This is a genomic window from Actinoplanes sp. NPDC051537 (genome assembly GCF_055586105.1).
Genome location: NZ_JBVJIU010000005.1, coordinates 341,914 through 363,544, shown reverse-complemented (window position 1 = coordinate 363,544; position 21,631 = coordinate 341,914). Strand labels below are relative to the sequence as shown.

The window sequence follows — 21,631 nt, the reverse complement described above, 5'->3', positions numbered from 1 at the left end:
GCCTCTCCCGGCCGCGGCTCATCCCAGCGCCGCGGCCGGAGCCCCGGGGTCAAGCGCCGGAGACCACCGGGTGCAGGTCTTCCACCGGCGGGGCCCAGGTTGCGGCGTCGGCCTCGACCTGGTCCCCCGAGCGGATGTCCTTGACCTCGTCGGGCGAGCCCGGGAACCAGACGTACGGAATCCCGCGCCGGTCCGCGTACTGGATCTGCTTGCCGAACTTGGCCGCGGTCGGCGCCACCTCGGTGGGAATGCCCCGGCGGCGCAGCGCCGCGGCCGTGCGGTCGCACGTCACCCGCTGGTCCTCGTGCGGCAGCGCGACCAGCACGCAGGTCGGCACCGAGCGGGAGACGCCCAGCGCCTGCTGCCCGAAGAGCACGCCGAGCATCCGGGACACGCCGATCGAGATGCCCACGCCCGGGAACCGCTCCTTGCCCGAGGACGCGAGGTTGTCGTACCGGCCGCCGGAGCAGACCGACCCGAACCGCTCGTAACCGCGCAGCTGGGTCTCGTAGACCGTGCCGGTGTAGTAGTCGAGGCCACGGGCGATCTTCAGCTCGGCGACGACCAGGCCGGGCGCGTGCTCGCGGGCGGTCTCGACGACGCGCACCAGCTCCTCGAGGCCCTCGTCGAGCAGCGGGTCGCTCACCCCGAGCTTGCGGACCGCGTCCACGAACGACGTGTCCTCGGCCGAGATGGCGGCAAGGTCGAGGCAGGCGGCCGCCTGGGCGGCGGACGCGCCGGCGGTCTCGATCAGCAACTCGGCGACGCGCGCCGGGCCGATCTTGTCCAATTTGTCGACCGTACGCAGGACCTGGTCGGTGTCGGACAGACCCAATCCCCGGTAGAAGCCCTCGCACACCTTGCGGTTGTTGACCTGGATGCGCGCGGCCGGGATCGGCAGGCCGCCCAGCGCGTCCCCGATGACCAGCGGCATCTCGGTGTCGTAGTGGAACGGCAGGTTGTCCCGGTTGACGACGTCGATGTCGGCCTGGAGGAACTCGCGGTAGCGGCCCTCCTGCGGGCGCTCGCCCCGCCACACCTTCTGGATCTGGTAGCGCCGGAACGGGAAGACCAGCTTGCCGGCGTTTTCGACGACAAATCGCGCGAACGGCACGGTGAGGTCGAAGTGCAGCCCGAGCTGGTCGTCGGACGAGGAGGCCTCCGGGTCGGCCTGGAGGCGGTGCAGCAGGTAGACCTCCTTCGAGGTCTCGCCCTTGGACAGGAGGGTCTCCAGCGGCTCGACCGACCGGGTCTCGAGCGGGGCGAACCCGTACAGCTCGAAGGTGGACCGGATCCGGTCGATGACACGCTGCTCGATCATGCGCTGCGCGGGCAGCCATTCGGGGAAGCCGGAAATCGGCATTCTCAAAATCTCCTAGGAATATCGTCAGAGCCCACGGCCGGGCGCTGCGATCAACTCCCGCAGGTACGGGTTCGTCGCGCGCTCGCGGCCGATGGTGGTGGCCGGTCCGTGGCCGGGCAGGACGACGGTCTCGTCGGCCAGCGGCAGGATCTTCTCCCGCAGGCTGGTCATCATCGTCTCGGTGCTTCCGCCCGGCAGGTCGGTGCGTCCGATGGATCCCGCGAAGAGCACGTCGCCGGAGAGGCAGACGGGTGATTCGGCTCCGGGCAGGCGGAACAGCACCGACCCGCCGGTATGGCCGGGAGCGTGGTCGACCGACACCTCGATGCCGGCCAGCGTCAATGTCGCGCCGTCGGTGAGCTCGGCGACGTCCTCCGGCTCGGAGTACTCCAGACGGCCTCCGAACAGGGAGGACAGGTCGGCGCTGAGGCCCTTGGCGGGGTCGGCCAGCATCTCGAGATCGGCCGGGTGCACGTACGCCGTGATGCCGCGCGCGCCGCAGACCGGCGCGACCGAGAAGGTGTGGTCGAGGTGGCCGTGGGTGAGCAGCACCGCGGCCGGGTGCAGCCGGTGCTCGGCGAGCACCTCGTCGAGCCGGTCGAGAACGCCGATGCCGGGATCGACGATGAGGCATTGCTCGCCCGGGCCGGCGGCCACCAGATAGCAGTTGGTGCCGAAGGCTTCGGCCGGAAAACCGGTGACGAGCACCACGGCCCCTCTCGATAGCAATCAGGTGCGAATCGTAACGAGCCTATCCGGACGGGCGCACACCACTTTCTCAGCGGGTACCCGTACACTCTTGCGGGCGTGTGACACGACACATGGAGAAGGGCAGCGTTCGGTGGCATCCAGCAAGGACCGGCAGCGCAAGCTGGCGCGGGCGAAGCTCGATCGGCAGATGGCGCGGCGGGCGGCCAAGGAGCGGCGGAGGCGGCGGCTCTACGCCGGTGTCGGCGCGGGGGTCGCGGTCCTTCTGATCGTCGCCGGCATCGCCTGGATCGGCGGGGCGTTCGACTCGGACGAGAAGACCGACGCGGCCGACCAGGACATCTGCGCGTGGACGCCGCAGAACGCGACGACCAACACCAACCTCAAGGACGTGGGCACGCCGCCGACCAAGGGCATCCCCACCGACGGCACCTCGACGATGACCGTCACGACCGATCAGGGCGACCCGATCGTGGTGGATCTCGACCGGGTGAGCGCGCCGTGCGGCTCGGAAGACCTGCGCTACCTGGCGAGCAAGAACTTCTACGACAACACCACGTGCCACGAGATCACGACGTACGGGGCGATCCGGTGCGGTGACCCGAGCGGCACCGGCCTCGGCGGCCCGACGTACAGCGTCTACAGCGAGAACACGCCGGCCGCCCCCGACCCGTCGCCCAGCGCGAGCGCCGCGGCGTCGACCACCCCGCTCTATCCCAAGGGCACCGTCGCGTTGATCGGCAACCCGCCGGGCACGAACGGCAGCCAGTTCCTGATCTTCTTCAAGGACTACGCGCCGGTCACCCCGGAGTTCTCGATCGTCGGCGCCGTGACCGGCGGTCTCGCCACGGTCGAGAAGATCGGCAAGATCCCGGTCGTGGCGGACGCCGCCGGCGACAAGATCAAGCCGAAGACCAAGATCACGATCAAAACCCTCACCGTCGGGCAGGCGGCGGCGCCCTCCGCGAGCGCACAGTCTTAATCCCCCAGGCCGAACACAGCAGGAGGAACACCGTGTCGTCGATCAAGGACCGGCAACGCGCGGCGGCGCGTGCGCGGCTCGAGAAGGAGATGGCCGAGCGCGCGGCAGCGGCTCGTAAGCGTCGCCAGCGCCAGGCGATCATCGGGTCGGCGATCGCGGTAGTGGTCATCGCCGGCGCCGCCGTCTGGATCGTCACCGCCCTGAACAAGGACGACAAGAAGTCCTCCTCGACCGCGAGCGCCGCCCCCGCCGGCACCGTGGCCTGCGCCTGGACCCCGCAGGACAAGTCCTCGGGCGCCAACGTGAAGGACACCGGCGGCACCCCGGAGCAGTACGCGAAGAACACCGGCAAGGACACGCTGACCATCGACACCAACCTCGGCAAGATCACCGCCGATGTCGACAAGTCGAAGGCACCGTGCACCGCCTCCGCGTTCGAGTACCTGGCCGGCAAGAACTTCTGGAACAACACCAAGTGCCACCGGCTCACCACCGAGGGCATCAAGGTCCTGCAGTGCGGCGACCCGACCGCCACCGGCAAGGGCTACCGCCAGACCGATGGCACCGGCGGCCCGAACTTCATGTACGCCGAGGAGAACCTGCCGGCCGGCAAGGACCCGACATACCCGGCGGGCACGATCGCCATGGCGAAGACCTCGAACCCGGGTACCACGAGCAGCCAGTTCTTCATCCCGTACGAGGACATCCCGGCGGCGGCGCTGCCCGCGGAGTACACCGTCCTCGGCACGATCACGTCCGGTCTGGACATCGTCAAGAAGGTCGCGAAGGGCGGCACCGACGACGCCAACCAGAAGGGCGACGGTCACCCCAAGACGGAGCTCGACATCAAGTCGCTGTCCATGGCGGCGGGATAACCGCTCGAACGCCGAAAGCGCCGCGACCCGGAAGGGCCGCGGCGCTTTTCGTTACCAAGAATCAGGCGCCGGAGGTCACCCGGTAGGCGTCGAACACCCCGTCGACCTTGCGGACGGCGGCGACCAGGTGACCGAGGTGCTTCGGGTCGGCCATCTCGAACGTGAACCGGCTGACCGCCACCCGGTCGCGGGTCGTGGTCACGGTCGCCGAGAGGATGTTGACCCGCTCCTCGGAGAGCACCCGGGTGACGTCGGCCAGCAGCTTGTGCCGGTCGAGCGCCTCGACCTGGATGGCCACCAGGAACGTCGACGCGCTCGTCGGCTTCCAGCTGACCTCGACCACCCGCTCGGACTGGTCACGCAGGTCTTCCGCGTTCGCGCAGTCTTCCCGGTGCACCGAGACGCCGCCGGAACGGGTGACGAAGCCGAAGACCGCGTCGCCCGGCACCGGGGTGCAGCAGCGGGCCAGCTTGACCCACACGTCGCTGACGTCCTTGACCACCACGCCCGGGTCCTGCGCCGTGCTGCGGTTGCGCGGCGGCCGGGTCGCGACGGCGGTCTCGGCGATGTCCTCGACCGCGCCCTCCTCGCCGCCGAAGCCCGCCACCAGCTTCTGCACGACCGACTGGGCCGAGACCGTGCTCTCCCCCACCGCCGCGTACAGCGAGGCCACATCGGCCAGGTGCAGGTCGCGCGCGATGGTCGTGAGGTTCTCGCTCGTCAGCATGCGCTGCAGGGGCAGGCCCTGCTTGCGCATCGCCTTGACGATCGACTCCTTGCCGATCTCGATCGCTTCCTCGCGGCGTTCCTTGTTGAAGAACTGCCTGATCTTCGTACGCGCGCGGGGGCTCTTGACGAACCCGAGCCAGTCCTGGGTCGGGCCCGCGGTCGCCGACTTCGACGTGAAGATCTCGATCACGTCGCCGTTGGAGAGCGTCGACTCGAGCGGGACGAGCTTGCCGTTGACCCGCGCGCCGATGCACTTGTGCCCCACCTGGGTGTGCACCGCGTACGCGAAGTCGACCGGGGTCGAGCCGGTGGGCAGCGGGATCACGTCGCCCTTCGGCGTGAAGACGTAGACCTCCTGGCTGGACAGGTCGAAGCGCAACGCGTCCAGGAACTCGGACGGGTCGCTCGCCTCGCGCTGCCAGTCGAGCAGCTGCCGCAGCCAGGTCATCTCGTCGATGTGCGCCGGCGGGCCGACGATCGTCGCGCCCTTCTGCTCCTTGTACTTCCAGTGCGCGGCGATGCCGAACTCGGCCGTGCGGTGCATGGCGAACGTGCGGATCTGCATCTCGACCGGCTTGCCGGTCGGGCCGATGACCGTCGTGTGCAACGACTGGTACATGTTGAACTTCGGCATCGCGATGTAGTCCTTGAACCGGCCCGGCACCGGCTGCCAGTTCGCGTGGATGACGCCCAGCGCGGCGTAGCAGTCGCGGACCGTGTCGACCAGGATGCGCACGCCGACCAGGTCGTAGATGTCGTTGAAGTCGCGGCCCCGCACGATCATCTTCTGATAGATCGAGTACAGGTGCTTCGGGCGCCCGGTCGTCTCGGCCTTGATCTTCGCCGACTTGAGATCGAGGCTGACCCGGTTGGTCACCTGACGCAGCAGTGCCTCACGCTGCGGCTGGTGCTCGCCGATCAGGCGGTTGATCTCCTCGAACCGCTTCGGGAACAGCGTGCCGAACGCGAGATCCTCGAGCTCCCACTTGATCGTGTTCATACCGAGGCGGTGGGCCAGCGGCGCGAGGATCTCCAGCGTTTCCTTCGCCTTCTGCTCCTGCTTGGGGCGGGGCAGGAAGGTGAGCGTACGCATGTTGTGCAGCCGGTCGGCCAGCTTGATGACCAGGACGCGCGGGTCCTTGGCCATCGCCACCACCATCTTGCGGATGGTCTCGGCCTTGGCCGCGTCGCCCAGCTTGACCCGGTCGAGCTTGGTCACGCCGTCGACCAGCAGGGCCACCTCGCCGCCGAAGTCGCTGCGCATCTGCTCGAGCGAGTAGTCGGTGTCCTCGATCGTGTCGTGCAGCAGGGCCGCCACCAGGGTGGTCGTGTCCATGCCGAGGTTGGCCAGGATCGTCGCCACGGCCAGCGGGTGCGTGATGTAGGGGTCGCCGGATTTGCGGTACTGACCCGAGTGCCAGCGGGCGGCCACGTCGAACGCGCGCTGGAGCTGCCGGCCGTCGGCCTTGGGGTGGCTGGCCCGGTGGGTGGCGATCAGCGGCTCGAGAACCTCGCTGACCTGCGTGCTCTGCCACGGCGCGTTGAACCGGGCGAGCCGCGCCCGGACCCGGCGCCCGGTGGGCGCGCTGGCCAGGCCGAAGCCCGTGCTCGGCTCGTCGCCGGGCGGCATCGGCTGGGTCGCCTCGGGATCGGGAGTCGGCGCGGCCGGACGAGGCTCGACCGCTTCGACGGCCGCCTCGGGAGCCCGTGCCTCCTCGACCGGCGGCGCGACAGCGTCCGCACCGGTCCGTGTGTTCTCGGTCGGCTGCACCGTGCCCTCCGTCGGAGGGGCGACGTCGCTGGACACCGGCCTCCTCACACCCATCGCCTGGTTGGTCACCTGGTTAGGAACGTCATCCTACCCGCACAGTCTTCCCGGTTGCCCCGGCCGAACCTCCGAAAGAGCGCGGGTAACCCCGGCGAAAGCCCATCAAACGGTCAACAGCGCATGCACCGTACGTGGCGCCAGCCGTTCCCGCCCCTTCAGGAAGGCCAGCTCCATGAGCACGGTGAAGCCCGCGACCGTGCCGCCGGCCCGTTCGACCAGGTCGAGGGCCGCCCCGGCCGTCCCACCCGTCGCGAGCACGTCGTCGACCACCAGCACGCGCTGGCCCGTGATGAAGGCGTCCTCGTGCACCTCGAGGGTGGCCTCGCCGTACTCGAGTTGATAGGACGCCGAGATCGTCTGCCGCGGCAGCTTGCCCGCCTTGCGCACCGGAACCACCCCGGCGCCGGTCGCATAGGCGACCGCGGCCGCCACCACGAACCCGCGCGCCTCCACCCCGGCCACCACGTCGAAGCTGTCCGCCCCGTAGTACGCGATGATGCCGTCGACCACCTGACGGAACGCCGCACCGTCGGCGAACAGCGGCATCAGGTCCTTGAAGACGACGCCGGGCTGCGGGAAGTCGGGAACGTCGACCGTGCCGCCGGCGACGACGGCCGCCAGCTCGGATCCGCTGTCACCGCGGGGCGTTTGATCAGTCACGGCGGACAGCCTAATGGCCCGCCTCCGGGGTCGGAGACGGGCCATCGGGTGCTGCTTGATCAGCGGCGCTTACTACCGCCGCTGGGCCGGTTGCCGGCGCCGCCGGGACGGCCGCCCCGGTTGGTGCCGGTGTTGCGCTTCGCCGGCGGGCGAGCGCCGGGCCGGGGCGCGCTCGCGGCCATGGCCGGCGCCTCGTCCGACTCGGTCGCGTTGGCCGGGCGCTGCCGCTCGGCGCGCGGGGCGACGTCGCCGGAGCGGACCGCGGCCCGCCGGGCGAGCACCCGGGCGGTGTGCGCCTTGATCTTCGGCTCGCGGTCCTTGAACACGGTCAGCATCGGCGCCGCGAACATGATCGAGGAGATGACGCCGAAGCCCATGCCGACGAACAGCACCAGGCCGAGGTCCTTCAGCGTGCCCGCGCCGAGCAGGCCGGCGCCGATGAAGAGCAGGCCGCCGACGGGCAGCAGCGCCACCAGACCGGTGTTGATCGACCGCATGATGGTCTGGTTGACGGCCAGGTTCGTCGCCTCGGAGTAGGTCCGGCTGCTGCCCGCCGTGATGCCGCGGGTGTTCTCCTGGACCTTGTCGAAGACGACCACCACGTCGTACAGCGAATAACCGAGGATCGTCAGGAAGCCGATCACGGTGGACGGGGTGACCTCGAAGCCGACCAGCGAGTAGACGCCGGCCGTCAGGATCAGGTCGAGCAGCAGCGAGGAGACGGCGGCCGCCGCCATCCGCCATTCGAAGCGGATGACGAGGTACGCCATGACCAGCACCAGGAAGACGAGCAGACCGATGACCGCCTGCCGGGTCACCTGGCCGCCCCACGCCGCCGACACCTGGTCGTCGCTGACCTGCTTGGCGTCGACGCCGAGGGCCTGCACCAGCGCGTTCTTGGCGTTCCCCGACTCGGACGGGCTCATCGCCGTGGCCCGGATCGTGAAGGTCTCCTGCTGACCGGCCCGGCCGCCGAGCTTCTGCGCGGAGACGACCTCGGAGCCCGGGTGGGCCTCCACGATCGCCTTCTGCACCGCGTCGGACACCTGGTCCTGGGTGAGCGTCGCCCCGGCGATCGTCTTGGCCGGGACGCTGAACGACGTGCCGCCGGCGAACTCGATGCCCAGCGAGAACCCGCGGATCGCGAAGCTGGCGATCGAGATCAGCACGAGCACGGCCGCGACGGTGAACCAGATCTTGCGCCGGCCGATGATGTTGATGTTCGCTTCGCCCTGGTACAGGCGAGTCGCGAGACCGGTACGGGCCATCTCAGGCCTCCTTGACGTCGGTCGGGGCGCGACGCAGGACGCGGCCGAGGCCGCTCACCCGCGGCGACATGAACGCCTTGGTGTTCGCGAACATCGTCATGATCGGATGCCGGAAGAGGAACACGACGACCAGGTCGAGCACGGTGGACAGACCCAGCGCGAACGCGAAGCCCTGCACCGCGCCGATCGAGACGATGTAGAGCACCACGGCGGCCATGATCGTGATCGTGTTCGCCGAGATGATCGTGCGGCGGGCGCGGGCCCAGGCGCGTGGCACGGCGCTGCGCGGACTTCGACCCTCGTGGATCTCGTCCTTCAAGCGTTCGAAGTAGATGACGAACGAGTCGGCGGCCACACCGAGCGAGACGATGAAGCCGGCTATACCGGCCAGGGTCAGCGTGAAGCCGACCGTACGGCCGAGGAAGACCAGCGCGCCGAAGGTCAGCAGACCGGACAGGATGAGGCTCAGGAAGATGACCGAGCCCAGCAGGCGGTAGTAGAAGAACGCGTACACCGCCACCAGCGCCATGCCGATCGCGGCCGCGAGCAGACCGGCCTGCAGCTGCTGGACGCCCAGCGTCGCCGAGACCGTCTGGGCCGGGCCCGAGTCGAAGGTCACCGGCAGGGCGCCGAAGTTGAGCTGGTCGGAGAGCTGCTTGGCGGTGACCGCCGTGAACTGGCCGGTGATCTGCGAGGTGCCGGTGAGCACGCCCTGGATCTGCGGCGCCGAGATCACCGTCTTGTCGAGGACCACGGCGACGGCGCAGTGCTCGATGCTGCCGTACATCGCCGTGGCGGCGGTGTAGCAGGGGTCGCTCGAGGTCGCGTTGAACGCCTGGCGGGTCAGGTTGGCCCACTTCGTCGAGCCCTCGCTCTTGAAGTCGAGCGAGACGACCCACTGGCCGTTCTGCTGGTCGAGCTGCGGGCTCGCCTTGGAGATGTCGTCGCCGACGACCGGGGCCTTGTCCATCAGGATCTTGCCGCCCTGGTAGCAGACCGTGGCCTGCTTGGCGACGTCGTCGATCGCGCCGGCCGGCCGGGCGTTCAGCTGGTCACAGCTGATCGTCGGCACGTAGTACTGCATCTGCGGGGTGAGCGCGTTGACCTCGTCGCCGTCGAGCTTGTTGAAGGCCGCGTAGGCGAGGCCGGCCTTCGGGTCGGAGGTGAGGTCGACCGGGGCGGTCAGCTTCGAGGCGGCGGCCCACGCGGCGGCGCCGACCTTCTTCTCCACCTCGGCCACCGGCACCTGGTGCGAGCCCGGGGTCGCCGCGGCGGCGCCGGTCGGGGTCGCCGTCGGGGTCGGCGTGGCGCTCGGGCTCGGCGCCTTCATGACCTCGCCGCCGCCCTGGCCGCCGGTCGAGGCGCTCGGGTTGGCGGCGGGGGCGCTCGCGCTGGTCTTGGCGCCGGCGCTGGTGGACGGCGCGGGCGCGCCGGAGGCCCCGGCCGACGGCTTCGCGGCCGGCGGGTTCATGGCCGTCGAGGCCACGTCGCCGGTCGCGCCGATCACCAGGCGGAACCGCATCTGCGCGGCCTCCGACAGGTCCTTCAGCTGGTCCTCGGCCTTACCCGCGAGCGAGACCACGATGTTGCGGTCGCCCTGGATGACCACCTCGGCCTCGGAGACGCCGAGCGCGTTGACGCGGTTCTCGATGATGCCCCGCGCCTGCTCCATGCTCTCCTTGGACGGCACCTGGCCGCCCTGCACGGAGGCGATGTAGGTCGCCTGCGTGCCGCCGACCAGGTCGAGACCCAGTTTCGGGTGGAGGCGGTCGGTGAAGCTGCCCTTCGCCCCGCCGGCGAAGAAGACGAGCAGATACAGGACGACGAAGACCAGGCCGAGCACGCCGAGTTGGCGTCCGGGATGCATCTGTCCCTGTGGTGGTCGTGCCACGGCGTTCGGTCTCCCTGTTTGCTACGGCCGCCCCCCTGGCGGCACCCGTACGGATGTCGTTGGCCGGTGTCCGGCCGGACGAACCGGCCCGACGGCACACTGCGCCGCGGGCCGGTCCGGAAAGAATGAGGTCAGTCCTTCTTCTTGGTGTCGGCGACCGTGGTGTCGTCGACGGTGGTCTCCGCGACCGGCTCGTCGTCGACGACGGTCTCCTCGACCGGCTCCGCGACCGTCTCCTCGGCCTCCGCCCGCTGCAAGGTGCGAGCGATGGCCTGCCGCGCGAACGTCACGACGACGCCCGGCGCGATTTCCAGAGTAGCCACGTCCGCGTCGATAGCGACGATCGTGCCGTGCAGGCCACCGATGGTGACGATCTCGTCACCGGGGCCGAGCTTGTTCTGCAACTCCTGCGCCTCGCGGCGACGCTTCTGCTGCGGCCGGATCATCAGGAAATAGACCACGCCGAAGAGCAGAAGCAAGAACAGGATCGTCGTGAAGCTGTTTCCTGCTCCCGAGCCGGCCGCTGACAGATACACGAGAAAGCCTTCCGTAGGCCCCGGCACCGCGAGCATGCGCGGCGGCGGAGCGATATACACATCCGGGTTGAACCGCGCGCGAGTCTAATCGGTCAACCTGGGAAGTCCGAATGCGGCACACATCACGTTCACATTACGAGCGGATTTCACGCGTCTCGGGCGAACAGATCCCCCTGAACCACGCCGGACGGCGGTGTCTTGCCCAGATGCAGCCATCCCGCCTCGGTCGCGACCCGGCCCCGGGGCGTGCGCGCGAGCAACCCCGCGCGTACCAGGAAAGGCTCGCAGACCTCCTCCACCGTGTCGGACTGCTCGCCCACGGCGACGGCGAGCGTGGAGAGGCCGACCGGGCCACCTCGGAACGAGTCGATCAGCGCCCGCAGCACCGCCCGGTCCAGCCGGTCGAGGCCGAGCGCGTCCACGTCGTACACCTTGAGGGCCTCGCGCGCGGTCTCCTCGGTGACCACCCCGTCCGCCCGCACCTCGGCGTAGTCCCGCACCCGGCGCAGCAGGCGGTTGGCGATGCGCGGCGTGCCGCGCGAGCGACCGGCGATCTCCGTCGCGCCCTCGTCGGTGATCGGCACCCCCAGGATCCGCGCCGAGCGGTGCAGCAGTGCGTCCAGATCGGCCGGTGAGTAGAAGTCCAGGTGCGCCACGAAGCCGAACCGGTCGCGCATCGGGCCGGAGAGCAGGCCGGCCCGGGTGGTGGCGCCGACCAGCGTGAACGGCTCGACGTCGAGCGGGATCGCGGTGGCGCCCGGCCCCTTGCCCACCACCACGTCGACCCGGAAGTCCTCCATCGCGCTGTAGAGCAGCTCCTCGGCCGGCTTCGCGATGCGGTGGATCTCGTCGATGAACAGCACGTCGCCGGGGCCGAGGCCGGTCAGGATCGCGGCCAGGTCGCCGGAGCGCTCGATCACCGGCCCGCTGGTGGTGCGGATGCCGGTGCCGAGCTCGGCCGCCACGATGTTGGCCAGCGTCGTCTTGCCCAGCCCCGGCGGCCCCGAGAGCAGGATGTGATCGGGCGGCGTGCCCCGGCCCATCGCGCCCTTGAGCAGCAGCTCGAGCTGGTCGCGCACCCGGTGCTGGGCGATGAAGTCGGCGAGCCGGCGCGGCCGGACGCTCGCCTCGGCGTCGAGATCGTCATCGCCCGCCTCGGCCGACACCAATTCGTCGCTCATCGGGCCTTACCCAGGAGCCGGATCGCCTGCCGCAGCAGCACCGGGACCGGCGGCGTCTCGCCGTCGATCGACTCGGCGACGGCGGCCACCGCCTGGTCCGCCTGCGCGACCGTCCAGCCGAGCGCGAGCACGCCCTGGCGCACCTGCTCCTGCCAGTCGCCGCGGAGCATGCCGGCCGGCGAGCCGTCGCTCAGCGGCATCGGGCCGATCCGGTCGCGCAGCTCCACGACCATCTTCTCGGCGCCCTTCTTGCCGATGCCCGGCACCCGGGTCAGCGTCGCGAGGTCGGCGCCGGCGATCGCGCGGCGCACAGTGTCGGGCGTGTGCACGGCGAGCACCGCCTGCGCGAGCCGGGGACCGACGCCGCTGGCCGTCTGCAGCAGCTCGAACAGCTGCTTCTCGTCGTCGTCCGCGAAGCCGTACAGGGTCAGCGAGTCTTCCCGGACCACCATGCTGGTCGCCAGCCGCGCCTCGACGCCGGCCTTGAGCCCGGCCAGCGTGCCCGGCGCGCACTGCACCTGGAGGCCGACGCCGCCGACCTCGATCACGGCGCTGTCCGGATTGATGGCGGCGACCAGGCCGCGGACGCTGGCGATCATCGCCGGACTCCTCGTCGTCTCGCGGCGAGCGCCGCCGCTTCGATGCGGGCGCGGGTTCCGCCGCGCCAGATGTGGCAGATGGCGAGGGCGAGCGCGTCCGCGGCGTCGGCCGGCTTGGGCGGCGCGTCGAGCCCGAGGAGCCGGGTGACCATGCTCGTCACCTGTGCCTTGCCCGCGGTGCCGGAGCCGGTCACGGCCGCCTTGACCTCACTCGGCGTGTACGTCTGGACGGGCAGCCCCGCGCGCGCACCGGCCAGGACCGCGACGCCGCTGGCCTGCGCCGTGCCCATCACCGTACGCACGTTGTGCTGGGAGAACACCCGCTCGACGGCCACGCTCTCGGGCTTGTGCTCGGCCACCAGCTTGGCCAGTTCGGTGTCAAGCCGGAGCAGGCGCAGGGAGATGTCGTCGTCGGGGTCGGTGTAGACCACGTAGTAGCCGATCAGCTTGCACGGCCGCCCCGGCACGCCCTCCACGACGCCGACACCGCACCGGGTCAGCCCGGGGTCGACGCCCAGCACGCGCACCATGGACCTCCCCTGCCTCACGTACGTGTGTTCGACACCCTAATACCAGGCGGTCTTGCGCCCGGCACCGACACGCCTCGACGATGTGTGCGGGAGGCTTTGGGAGGACGCCATGTATCTCGTACCACCGATGGACGACGAACCGCCGCCCGAGTTTCTCGCCTTCGTCGCCGGCCACCTGACGGCCCTGCGCCGGGAGACGGACCGCCTGGTGGGCGGCGACCGGGAGGCGGGCCACATCTACATGGACGTGCTCGCCGACCTGGCCGGCCACTGGCGCCGCCTGTGCTGGTGGGCGTGGCTGGCGCACAAGGACGCCCCGGCCGAGTACATGACGCGCCGCCTCGCCGCCCGCACCAAGCAGTGGCGCGAGGATCAGATCTACGAGGTCGACATCCGGGTGCTGCGGGCCAACCCGTACATCCCGCTGCGTGGCCCGGGCGCGACGCTCGCGCTGCGCAAGGCCGAGGTCCTCCCCGGCACCGTACGCGCGGGGGTCGTCTCCCGGGCCGACGCCGGCATCGCCTGGGTGCAGGCCTACCGCAAACAGCAGTGGCACCGCGTCGGCCGCCTGGTGGTCAGCGGCATTCTCCTGGTCGGCGGAATGATCCAATACATGTCCTGGATCTCGGTCAGCAACGGCCAGTGAAAAAGCCGGCCCGGAGATTCCGGACCGGCCTTCGCATCGACGGCGGCCATTACGCGTCAATGGCCGCCATGACCTCGTCGCTCACGTCGAAGTTCGCGAAGATGTTCTGGACGTCGTCGCAATCCTCGAGCGCGTCGATCAGCTTGAAGACCTTGCGCGCCGCGTCCTCGTCGACCGGCACGGTCATGGTCGGCACCAGCGACGACTCGGCCGAGTCGTAGTCGATGCCGGCGTCCTGCAGCGCCGTGCGCACCGGGATCAGGTCGGTCGGCTCGGAGACGACCTCGAACGAGTCGCCCAGGTCGTTGATCTCCTCGGCGCCGGCGTCGAGCACGGCCAGCATCAGGTCGTCCTCGCTCAGGCCCTTCGGGACGATCACCACGCCCTTGCGGTTGAACAGGTACGACACGCTGCCGGCGTCGGCGAACGTGCCGCCGTTGCGGGTCAGCGCCGTCCGCACCTCGGTCGCGGCGCGGTTGCGGTTGTCGGTGAGGCACTCGATCAGGATCGCCACACCGTTCGGGCCGTAACCCTCGTACATGATCGTCTGCCAGTCGGCGCCGCCGGCCTCGAGGCCGGACCCGCGCTTGACCGCGTTGTTGATGTTGTCGTTGGGCACCGAGCTCTTCTTCGCCTTCTGGATGGCGTCGTAGAGCGTCGGGTTGCCGGCCGGGTCCCCGCCGCCGGTACGGGCCGCGACCTCGATGTTCTTGATGAGCTTCGCGAACATCTTGCCGCGCTTGGCGTCGATGACGGCCTTCTTGTGCTTGGTCGTCGCCCACTTGGAGTGGCCGGACATGCGAAACCTCCGTGTCTAGGCGGCCTGGCGGACCATCTCGACGAAGTACCGGTGGACACGGAGGTCGCCGGTTAGCTCCGGGTGGAAAGCCGTGGCGAGCAGGTTCCCCTGCCGAACGGCGACAATCCTACCGGCGTCCGAACCGTCCTTGACGCGGCCCAACACCCGCACGTCGCCGCCCACCTCTTCGACCCATGGCGCGCGGATGAAGACGGCGTGAAAATCCCCGCCCGCGATGCCCTCGATCGCCACGTCGCCCTCGAACGAGTGGACCTGCCGCCCGAACGCGTTGCGCCGCACGGTCATCTCGATCCCGTGGAACGACTCCTGGTCCGGCCGCCCGTCCAACACCCTCGTGGCCAGCATGATCATGCCCGCGCAGGACCCGTAGACCGGCATCCCGTCGGCGATCCGCTTCCGGATCGGGTCGAGCAGCCCGAAGCTCACCGCCAGGTTGCTGATCGCGGTCGACTCTCCGCCGGGAATGACCAGCGCCTCGACATCGGCCAGCTCCTCGGGCCGCCGAACCGGCCGGGCCAGCACGTCGCTCTCGGCCAGAGCCGCGAGATGCTCCCGGACGTCACCCTGCAGGGCCAGCACACCGATGTTCACGATCCCAGCTTAGGCTGGCCCGGTGTTCGCCATCCGCAGGGTGCGAGACCACCTCGACCTCCACTTCGCGGAGCCGATCACCCTCGACGACCTGGCCGCTCTGGGCGGAATGTCGCGCTTCCACCTGATCCGCCAATTCCGCGCCGCGTACGGCGTGACCCCGATCCACTACCTCTCCCGCCGCCGCATTTCCCAGGCACAGGACCTTCTCCGGTACGCGAACCTGACCGTCACCGAGGTCTGCGTGCTGGTCGGCTTCTCCTCCCTCGGGTCGTTCTCGACCCGGTTCCGCGCGCTCGTCGGCGTGTCGCCCCGCGACTACCAGCGCCGATACGCCCGGGGCGCGCCGCACATCCCCGGGTGCCATCTCTTCATGCACGGGGTGATCGAGCAATCCGGGAGAAGCGCGGGGCCCGCCTCCGGCCCTAGCGTCGAGGCATGATTCAGAACATCTCGCTGGTCACCGTGTACTGCCTGGACCAGACCGCCACCCGCGACTTCTACGTGCGGCACCTCGGCTTCGAGCCCCGGGTCGACGCCACCATGGGCGAGTTCCGCTGGGTGACGATCGCCCACCCCAACCAGCCCGAGCTCGAGGTGACCCTGATGGTCCCCGGCCCGCCGCTGTCCCCCGACGCCGCCGCCTTCATGCGCGGCCAGCTCGAGGCCGGCCAGATGGGCGGCCTCGGCCTGCGGGTCGACGACTGCCGCAAGACGGCCGCCACCCTCGCCGCCGCCGGGGTCACCGTCATCCAGGAGCCGGCCGACCGCCCCTACGGCGTCGAAGCGGTGATCCGCGACAACACCGGCAACTGGCTCACCCTGGTCGAGCCGAAGGCCTTCACACAGGACGACCTGAACAACTTCTGACCCCGCGCGCCGCCCCAGATCTTGAAGAGTTCGTGCCACCAGGGCGCACTTTCTCTCCAAGATCTGCGGTTCGCCCCTCACAAAGCCCTCAAAAGCACCAAACCGCCAACCAAGCCAAGCCGGCGCGCCGCGGCACCCCAACGACGACCGCCAACGCGAGGCACTTCGCTCAGCCCCCACCGGCGCCGATGGCAGCCCAGCCCAGCCATCCCCGACAGCGAGGGCCGCACCCAGCCCTCGACGCCACGCCGCGGGCGGCCTGTGGACAGCCGCCAGAAGAATGTCGTACCCCAGCTCTAACGTTGCCCCACCCAGTACCGGGGTGGGGGCGGCCTGGGGGGGCCGACGCGCCCGATTTGCGGCGATCCGATGCGGCCGGTCCGCGGCGTGGACAACGCGGCGTGGGCGGCGCGCTCAGCGTGGGCGGCGCGCTCAGCGTGGGCGGCGCGCTCAGCGTGGACAACGCGGCGTGGGCGGCGCGCTCAGCGGGGGCGACTCGGCGTGGGCGGCGCGCTCAGCGTGGGCGACGCGGCGTGGGCGGCGCGCTCAGCGTGGGCGACGCGGCGCCCCCGGCGTGAGGCGACCCAGCGCGGTCCGGCGTGGGCGACTCGGCGCGGCGGCCCCAGCGCGGCCTGGCACGGTGACAACCCGACGCCGCCCGGCACGGGGACAACCCGACACCGCCCGGCACGGGGACAACCCGACGCGGCCGGCGCAATCGACAAGCTTCTTCGGCGGCGAAAGCACGAAAGGCCGGCCCGAATCGGGCCGGCCCTCGCGAAGCGCTCCTCAGCTACCGATGAGCTGCGGGATGCGCTCGAACAGCTGTGTGGTGTACGTGACCATCTCGTGCAGCATCCAGTTCCCCGAGAAGAGCAGCGCCGCGCCGCAGGCCGCGGCCTTCGGGACGAACGCCAGCGTCGCCTCCTGGATCTGGGTGACCGACTGGAACAGGGAGATCGCGAAGCCCACCACCAGGGCGGTGAGCAGCACCGGTGCGGCCATTTTGGCCGCGATGGTCATCGCCTGCAGGCCCAGCTCAACAATCATCGTGTCGGTCATGCCCTTCCGTTCGGAGCGTTCCGCGGCCCGCGGAGTGCAAAACGGTCGCAGCCGGGTTGCCATTCGGTTCGCACCCCGAAAACCCTCAAGTAGGCCGGAAAACGAGCGGCCGGCGGCAAGAAGGCCACCGGGGGGTCGATTGGCCATCGGTCGAGGGGGTCTTCGTGAGTACGATTTGTGTACCGAAAACCCTGCTTGAGGAGCCGATTCACCATGTCTGAGAACCAGCCCGCCGTTGGGACCGCGCGGGTCAAGCGCGGTATGGCGGAGATGCTCAAGGGCGGCGTGATCATGGATGTGGTCACGTCGGAGCAGGCGAAGATCGCCGAGGACGCGGGGGCCGTGGCCGTCATGGCGCTGGAGCGGGTGCCCGCCGACATCCGCGCCCAGGGTGGCGTGTCGCGCATGTCCGACCCGGACATGATCGACGGGATCATCAACGCGGTGTCGATCCCGGTCATGGCCAAGGCCCGCATCGGGCACTTCGTCGAGGCCCAGGTGCTGCAGTCGCTCGGCGTCGACTACGTCGACGAGTCCGAGGTGCTGACCCCGGCCGACTACGCCAACCACATCGACAAGTGGCAGTTCACCGTGCCGTTCGTGTGCGGCGCGACCAACCTGGGCGAGGCGCTGCGCCGCATCACCGAGGGCGCCGCGATGATCCGGTCGAAGGGCGAGGCCGGCACCGGTGACGTCTCGAACGCGACGACGCACATGCGCAAGATCCGCCAGGAGATCCGCCGCCTCCAGACGCTGCCCGAGGACGAGCTCTTCGTCGCGGCCAAGGAGCTGCAGGCGCCGTACGAGCTGGTCAAGGAGGTCGCCGAGGCCGGCAAGCTCCCGGTGGTGCTGTTCACCGCGGGTGGCATCGCCACCCCGGCCGACGCCGCCATGATGATGCAGCTCGGCGCCGAGGGCGTGTTCGTCGGCTCCGGCATCTTCAAGTCGGGCAACCCGGCCCAGCGCGCGTCCGCGATCGTGAAGGCGACCACGTTCCACGACGACCCCGACGTGATCGCGAAGGTCTCCCGGGGCCTGGGCGAGGCCATGGTCGGCATCAACGTCGACGACATCCCGGTGCCGCACCGCCTGGCCGAGCGCGGCTGGTGAGGGCCGAGCGCGGCTGGTGAGGGCCGAGCGCGGCTGGTAGAGCTCAAAAAGTCAGACCGCTTCGAGGGGTGCCGTGGGCGGCGACGCCGGCTGCGGCACCCCGACCGCGGACAGACCCGGGTCCTCGATGTCGAAATACTGCGGCCGGGGATAGCGCCGGGCCATCCGCAGCGCCCGCACGAGCGGCCGGTGCCGGGCGATCAGGGCGTCGCGCACCTGGTCGGTGTGCACCTGCCGGGCCAGCATCACCCGCCGGGAGGTCGCGATCAGCTGCCGCGTGGCCGGATCGGCGCCGTCGAGCGACGTCGCCCGCAGGTGGCGGGTCAGATCGTTCTCGGCCGACTCGCGCTCGTCGGGGTCGGCGTCCAGCGCGAGCCGCGCCGCGGCGTAGAGCTCGTCGTTGTCCTGCCGCTCGGCGACGACCGCGACGGCCGCGGCCCGGCGCAGCAGGTGCGCGTCGAGGGCACGCTCGGCCGACTGCGCGCGCACGTGCACCCGCTCGACCCGGTGCGCCGTCCACCCGAGGTAGGCGAAGAGCAGCGCGACAAGCGCGACAACCCCCAGCACCCACCACATGCCGGGCATCGTAGTGCCCTTTCCGGCGCCGGAGTCACGCCCCCGGCCGTGGCTCTGCCCACTCTTCGTCGATGACCCGGCCGTCGGTCGCCTCGATCGCGGCCGCGTAGACCTCGAGCACGCGCAGCGCCACGCTCGGCCAGTCGTAGGCCGCGACCGTGGTGCGGGCCGCCGCGGACAGGCCCGCCCGCCGCGCCGGATCGTCGAGCAGGGCCCCGAGCAGCACCGCGAGCTCGGCCGCCGAGCCGGTCGGGAAGAGCGCCCCGGCCTTGCCGCCGTCGAGCACCCGCCGGAAGGCGTCCAGGTCGCTGGCCGCGATCGCGGTGCCGGCCGCCATCGCCTCGGTCAGGATCATGCCGAAGCTCTCGCCGCCCGTGTTCGGCGCCACGTACACGTCGACACTGCGCAACATGCGAGCTTTATCCGCTTCAGACACTAAACCCAGAAATTTCACTCTTTCGCGCAAGAAGTCGGGAATGTTTCGGTAGAGGTCGTCGGCCACCCCCGGGCCGGCGACCAGCAGGCGGAGACCGGGCCGTTCCCGGGCGAGCGGCACGAACGCCGCCCGCAACAGGTCGAACCCCTTCCGCGGCTCGGTGAACCGCCCCAGGAAGCCGAGCGCCCCACCCGTCCCCGGCCACCCCGGCAACGGCGAGGCGGAGGCGAACTTGGCCACCGCCACCCCGTTCGGGATCTCCACCGCTCCCCCGCCGAGGTGCTCGACCTGCACCTTCCGGGCCAGCTCGCTGACCGCGATCCGGGCCGTGATCTTCTCGTACACGAGCTGGAGCAGCCCCTGGGCCGCCGCCAGCGCCCGCGACCGGGTCATCGCCGTGTGGAACGTCGCCACCACCGGCCCGCGCGCCGACAGCACCGCCAGCATGGAGAGCGAGAGCGTCATCGGCTCGTGCACGTGCAGCACGTCGAAGTTCCCGCGGCTGAGCCAGCGCCGCACCCGGGCCGTCGACACCGGCCCGAACGCGATCCGCGCCACCGACCCGTTGTAGGGCAGCGGCAGCGCACGCCCCGCCGGCACCACGTACGGCGGCAGGGAGGCGTCCTCATCGGCCGGCGCCAGCACGCTGACCGAGTGCCCGAGCCCGATCAGGGCCTCGGAGAGATCCATGATGTGGTTCTGCACACCGCCGGGCACGTCGAACGAGTAGGGCGAGACGATCCCGATGCGCACGTCGCTCCCCCTACAGCCACAGTCTCTGGAGCATGTGCCAGTCCTGCGGATGTTCGGCGATCCCGGCCGCATAGGCGTCGGCCAGCATCTGCGTGGTGGCCTTCACCCGCTGGTCGAGCGGGCCCGCCGTCGGTGGCGTGATCGGCCGCAGCACCGCGTACGTCTGCGTTGGTGTGAATGAAAGATCTACGGCGTAGAGGGGCGCGCCCGTGCGGATGGCCAGGATCGCCGGACCGGCCGGCATGCGCGTGCGGCCGCCGAAGAACTCGACCTCCACACCGTTGCGGGAGAGATCGCGGTCGCCCAGCAGGCACACCATCCAGCCCTGCTGAAGCCGCTCGGCGAGCAGGTCCAGCGGGGGACGCTCGCCGCCGGTCAGCGGGACCACCTGCATGCCGAGCTTCTCGCGGTAGGCCACGAACTGCCGGTACACCGCCTCGGGCTTGAGCCGCTCGGCGACCGTGACCATCGGCCAGTCGTTGGAGGCGACCCAGGCCGCCGCCGCGTCCCAGTTGGCCAGGTGCGGAAGCGCGAGCACCACGCCCTTGCCGTCGGACATCGCGGTCTTGAGGTAGTCGTAGTGCTCCGGGGAGATGCCGAACCCGTCGAGGAACTGCCGCCGGTTCAGCGAGGGCAGCCGGAACGCCTCGAGCCAGTACCGCGCGTAGGACCGCAGCCCGTCCCGCACGAGCTCATCGGGGGCCTCGCGGCCCAAGACCTGGGTGAGATTCCGCCGCAGGCGCTGGGTTCCCGGGCCATTCTTCCGGTACGCCCGATCGGCCGCCGCGTTGAACAACGACCGGGCGACCGGCAGCGGCAGCGTGCGCACCAGCCGCCACCCGGCGGCGAACCCGATCTCGGTCAGCCGGTCCTTCACGAAGTCTCCGGGGAGGCGGCCGGCGCCGGCTCGACGGGCGGGGCGGGCTCAGCGGGCGGGGCGGGCTCAGCGGGCGGGGCGGGCTCAGCGGGCGGGGCGGGCTCAGCGGGCGGGGCGGGCTCGGTGCGGGCCGCGTGGATCAGGCGCTGGAAGGCGGTGACCGTGGCGAGCAGGGCGAGCACCCACAGCGCCGCCGGCAGGCCCCACTCGAGGCCGGCCGAGCCGAGCAGGCCGCCCACGCCCAGGATCAGCAGGCGCTCGAGGCGCTCGGCGATGCCGACGTCGGCGTTCAGGCCGAGGCTCTGGGCGCGCGCCTTCACGTAGGAGACCACCTGCCCGGCGGTCAGGCTGATCAGCGCGGCGGCGGTCCCGCCGTACGGATTGCCCTCGGTCGCCATGTAGAAGACGACCGCGCCGAAGACCGCGCCGTCGGCGATGCGGTCCATCGACGAGTCGAGCAGGGCGCCGAACTTGCTCGAGCCGCCGCGCATCCGGGCCATCGTCCCGTCGAGCACGTCGGTCAGCGCGCACGCCGTGACCACCACCGTGCCCACGAAGAGATGGCCGGTCGCGCCGAACCAGGCGCCGATCAGCACGCCGACGGTGCCGGCGATGGTGACGGCATTGGGAGTGACCCCGATCCGCAGCAGGAAGCGCGCGGTCGGGTTGACGCCGTACGACACGACGGCACGGGCGGAGACTTGGACGATCTTTGCCATGGCCGTCCCACCTTATCGGCG

23 protein-coding genes are annotated in these 21,631 nt (G+C 70.5%); 6 read left to right on the top strand and 17 right to left on the bottom strand.

All coding sequences use genetic code 11. The features are described from left to right. Positions 1-49: 49 nt before the first annotated feature. Both hisS and ACZ6TB_RS14300 read right to left on the bottom strand, forming a co-directional pair. A complete protein-coding gene (hisS, locus tag ACZ6TB_RS14305; protein WP_465554297.1) occupies positions 50-1,363 on the bottom strand; it encodes a histidine--tRNA ligase in 1,314 nt (437 codons plus the stop codon). 24 nt (positions 1,364-1,387) lie between these two features. Further along, positions 1,388-2,071, bottom strand: a complete 684-nt coding sequence (locus ACZ6TB_RS14300; RefSeq protein WP_465554625.1) for an MBL fold metallo-hydrolase — start codon at positions 2,069-2,071, stop codon at positions 1,388-1,390. Positions 2,072-2,204: 133 nt separating this feature from the next. Here ACZ6TB_RS14300 and ACZ6TB_RS14295 point away from each other — a divergent pair, with 133 nt between their 5' ends. Then, the gene (locus tag ACZ6TB_RS14295; RefSeq protein ID WP_465554295.1) at positions 2,205-3,053 is read left to right on the top strand and encodes a peptidylprolyl isomerase; all 849 of its coding nucleotides are present in this window, start codon (positions 2,205-2,207) and stop codon (positions 3,051-3,053) included. Positions 3,054-3,085: 32 nt separating this feature from the next. Beyond that, a complete protein-coding gene (locus tag ACZ6TB_RS14290) occupies positions 3,086-3,928 on the top strand; it encodes a peptidylprolyl isomerase (RefSeq protein ID WP_465554293.1) in 843 nt (280 codons plus the stop codon). 61 nt (positions 3,929-3,989) lie between these two features. Here the strand turns inward: ACZ6TB_RS14290 and ACZ6TB_RS14285 are convergent, their stop codons facing one another. The 8 genes from ACZ6TB_RS14285 to ruvC all read right to left on the bottom strand — a co-directional run bounded on the left by ACZ6TB_RS14285 (position 3,990) and on the right by ruvC (position 13,147). Further along, positions 3,990-6,464: a RelA/SpoT family protein gene (locus tag ACZ6TB_RS14285; RefSeq protein WP_465554291.1), complete on the bottom strand. Its 2,475-nt coding sequence runs from the start codon at positions 6,462-6,464 to the stop codon at positions 3,990-3,992. 123 nt (positions 6,465-6,587) lie between these two features. Further along, positions 6,588-7,145 (bottom strand): adenine phosphoribosyltransferase, encoded by a 558-nt coding sequence (locus ACZ6TB_RS14280; RefSeq protein ID WP_465554289.1) that lies wholly within the window; start codon positions 7,143-7,145, stop codon positions 6,588-6,590. 59 nt (positions 7,146-7,204) lie between these two features. Further along, entirely contained in the window at positions 7,205-8,413 is a 1,209-nt protein-coding gene (gene secF / locus ACZ6TB_RS14275) for a protein translocase subunit SecF (protein ID WP_465554287.1), read from the bottom strand. Between the two features lies 1 nt (position 8,414). Beyond that, the gene (gene secD / locus ACZ6TB_RS14270; protein ID WP_465554285.1) at positions 8,415-10,280 is read right to left on the bottom strand and encodes a protein translocase subunit SecD; all 1,866 of its coding nucleotides are present in this window, start codon (positions 10,278-10,280) and stop codon (positions 8,415-8,417) included. A 155-nt stretch (positions 10,281-10,435) separates the two neighbouring features. Next, positions 10,436-10,876, bottom strand: a complete 441-nt coding sequence (gene yajC / locus ACZ6TB_RS14265; RefSeq protein ID WP_465554623.1) for a preprotein translocase subunit YajC — start codon at positions 10,874-10,876, stop codon at positions 10,436-10,438. A gap of 110 nt (positions 10,877-10,986) precedes the next feature. Next, positions 10,987-12,021, bottom strand: a complete 1,035-nt coding sequence (gene ruvB / locus ACZ6TB_RS14260; RefSeq protein ID WP_465554283.1) for a Holliday junction branch migration DNA helicase RuvB — start codon at positions 12,019-12,021, stop codon at positions 10,987-10,989. Continuing rightward, positions 12,018-12,620, bottom strand: coding sequence for a Holliday junction branch migration protein RuvA (gene ruvA, locus ACZ6TB_RS14255; RefSeq protein ID WP_465554281.1), 603 nt, complete (start codon positions 12,618-12,620; stop codon positions 12,018-12,020). The genes ruvB and ruvA overlap by 4 nt, the downstream gene beginning before the upstream one ends. Beyond that, a complete protein-coding gene (ruvC, locus tag ACZ6TB_RS14250) occupies positions 12,617-13,147 on the bottom strand; it encodes a crossover junction endodeoxyribonuclease RuvC (protein ID WP_465554621.1) in 531 nt (176 codons plus the stop codon). Before ruvC ends, ruvA begins: the two co-directional genes overlap by 4 nt. Before the next feature lie 112 nt (positions 13,148-13,259). Here ruvC and ACZ6TB_RS14245 point away from each other — a divergent pair, with 112 nt between their 5' ends. Further along, positions 13,260-13,796, top strand: a complete 537-nt coding sequence (locus ACZ6TB_RS14245) for a hypothetical protein (protein ID WP_465554279.1) — start codon at positions 13,260-13,262, stop codon at positions 13,794-13,796. Positions 13,797-13,845: 49 nt separating this feature from the next. Here ACZ6TB_RS14245 and ACZ6TB_RS14240 read toward each other — a convergent pair whose 3' ends face one another. Together ACZ6TB_RS14240 and pdxT are read right to left on the bottom strand one after the other, a co-directional pair. Further along, positions 13,846-14,595, bottom strand: coding sequence for a YebC/PmpR family DNA-binding transcriptional regulator (locus ACZ6TB_RS14240; protein WP_465554277.1), 750 nt, complete (start codon positions 14,593-14,595; stop codon positions 13,846-13,848). 15 nt (positions 14,596-14,610) lie between these two features. Then, positions 14,611-15,207, bottom strand: coding sequence for a pyridoxal 5'-phosphate synthase glutaminase subunit PdxT (pdxT, locus tag ACZ6TB_RS14235; protein WP_465554275.1), 597 nt, complete (start codon positions 15,205-15,207; stop codon positions 14,611-14,613). Positions 15,208-15,229: 22 nt separating this feature from the next. Between pdxT and ACZ6TB_RS14230 the strand changes: the two genes are divergently transcribed. Next, entirely contained in the window at positions 15,230-15,649 is a 420-nt protein-coding gene (locus tag ACZ6TB_RS14230; RefSeq protein ID WP_465554273.1) for a helix-turn-helix domain-containing protein, read from the top strand. Next, complete coding sequence (locus tag ACZ6TB_RS14225; RefSeq protein ID WP_465554271.1) at positions 15,646-16,077, top strand: VOC family protein; 432 nt, start codon at positions 15,646-15,648, stop codon at positions 16,075-16,077. The genes ACZ6TB_RS14230 and ACZ6TB_RS14225 overlap by 4 nt, the downstream gene beginning before the upstream one ends. A 789-nt stretch (positions 16,078-16,866) precedes the next feature. Here the strand turns inward: ACZ6TB_RS14225 and fliQ are convergent. Further along, a complete protein-coding gene (gene fliQ, locus ACZ6TB_RS14220; protein ID WP_465554269.1) occupies positions 16,867-17,139 on the bottom strand; it encodes a flagellar biosynthesis protein FliQ in 273 nt (90 codons plus the stop codon). A 213-nt stretch (positions 17,140-17,352) separates the two neighbouring features. On the opposite strand from fliQ, the gene pdxS reads away from it, so the two are divergent. Continuing rightward, a complete protein-coding gene (pdxS, locus tag ACZ6TB_RS14215) occupies positions 17,353-18,249 on the top strand; it encodes a pyridoxal 5'-phosphate synthase lyase subunit PdxS (RefSeq protein ID WP_465554267.1) in 897 nt (298 codons plus the stop codon). A gap of 51 nt (positions 18,250-18,300) precedes the next feature. Here the strand turns inward: pdxS and ACZ6TB_RS14210 are convergent, their stop codons facing one another. Genes ACZ6TB_RS14210 through pgsA form a run of 4 tightly spaced genes read right to left on the bottom strand, consistent with a single transcriptional unit; the run spans position 18,301 to position 21,610 of the window. Then, positions 18,301-18,834: a hypothetical protein gene (locus tag ACZ6TB_RS14210; protein WP_465554265.1), complete on the bottom strand. Its 534-nt coding sequence runs from the start codon at positions 18,832-18,834 to the stop codon at positions 18,301-18,303. A 25-nt stretch (positions 18,835-18,859) separates the two neighbouring features. Further along, on the bottom strand, positions 18,860-20,014 hold the full coding sequence (locus ACZ6TB_RS14205; protein ID WP_465554263.1) for a glycosyltransferase family 4 protein: 1,155 nt from the start codon (positions 20,012-20,014) through the stop codon (positions 18,860-18,862). Positions 20,015-20,024: 10 nt separating this feature from the next. Continuing rightward, on the bottom strand, positions 20,025-20,891 hold the full coding sequence (locus ACZ6TB_RS14200) for a phosphatidylinositol mannoside acyltransferase (RefSeq protein ID WP_465554261.1): 867 nt from the start codon (positions 20,889-20,891) through the stop codon (positions 20,025-20,027). After that, positions 20,888-21,610: a phosphatidylinositol phosphate synthase gene (pgsA, locus tag ACZ6TB_RS14195; RefSeq protein WP_465554259.1), complete on the bottom strand. Its 723-nt coding sequence runs from the start codon at positions 21,608-21,610 to the stop codon at positions 20,888-20,890. Before pgsA ends, ACZ6TB_RS14200 begins: the two co-directional genes overlap by 4 nt. Positions 21,611-21,631: the final 21 nt, after the last annotated feature.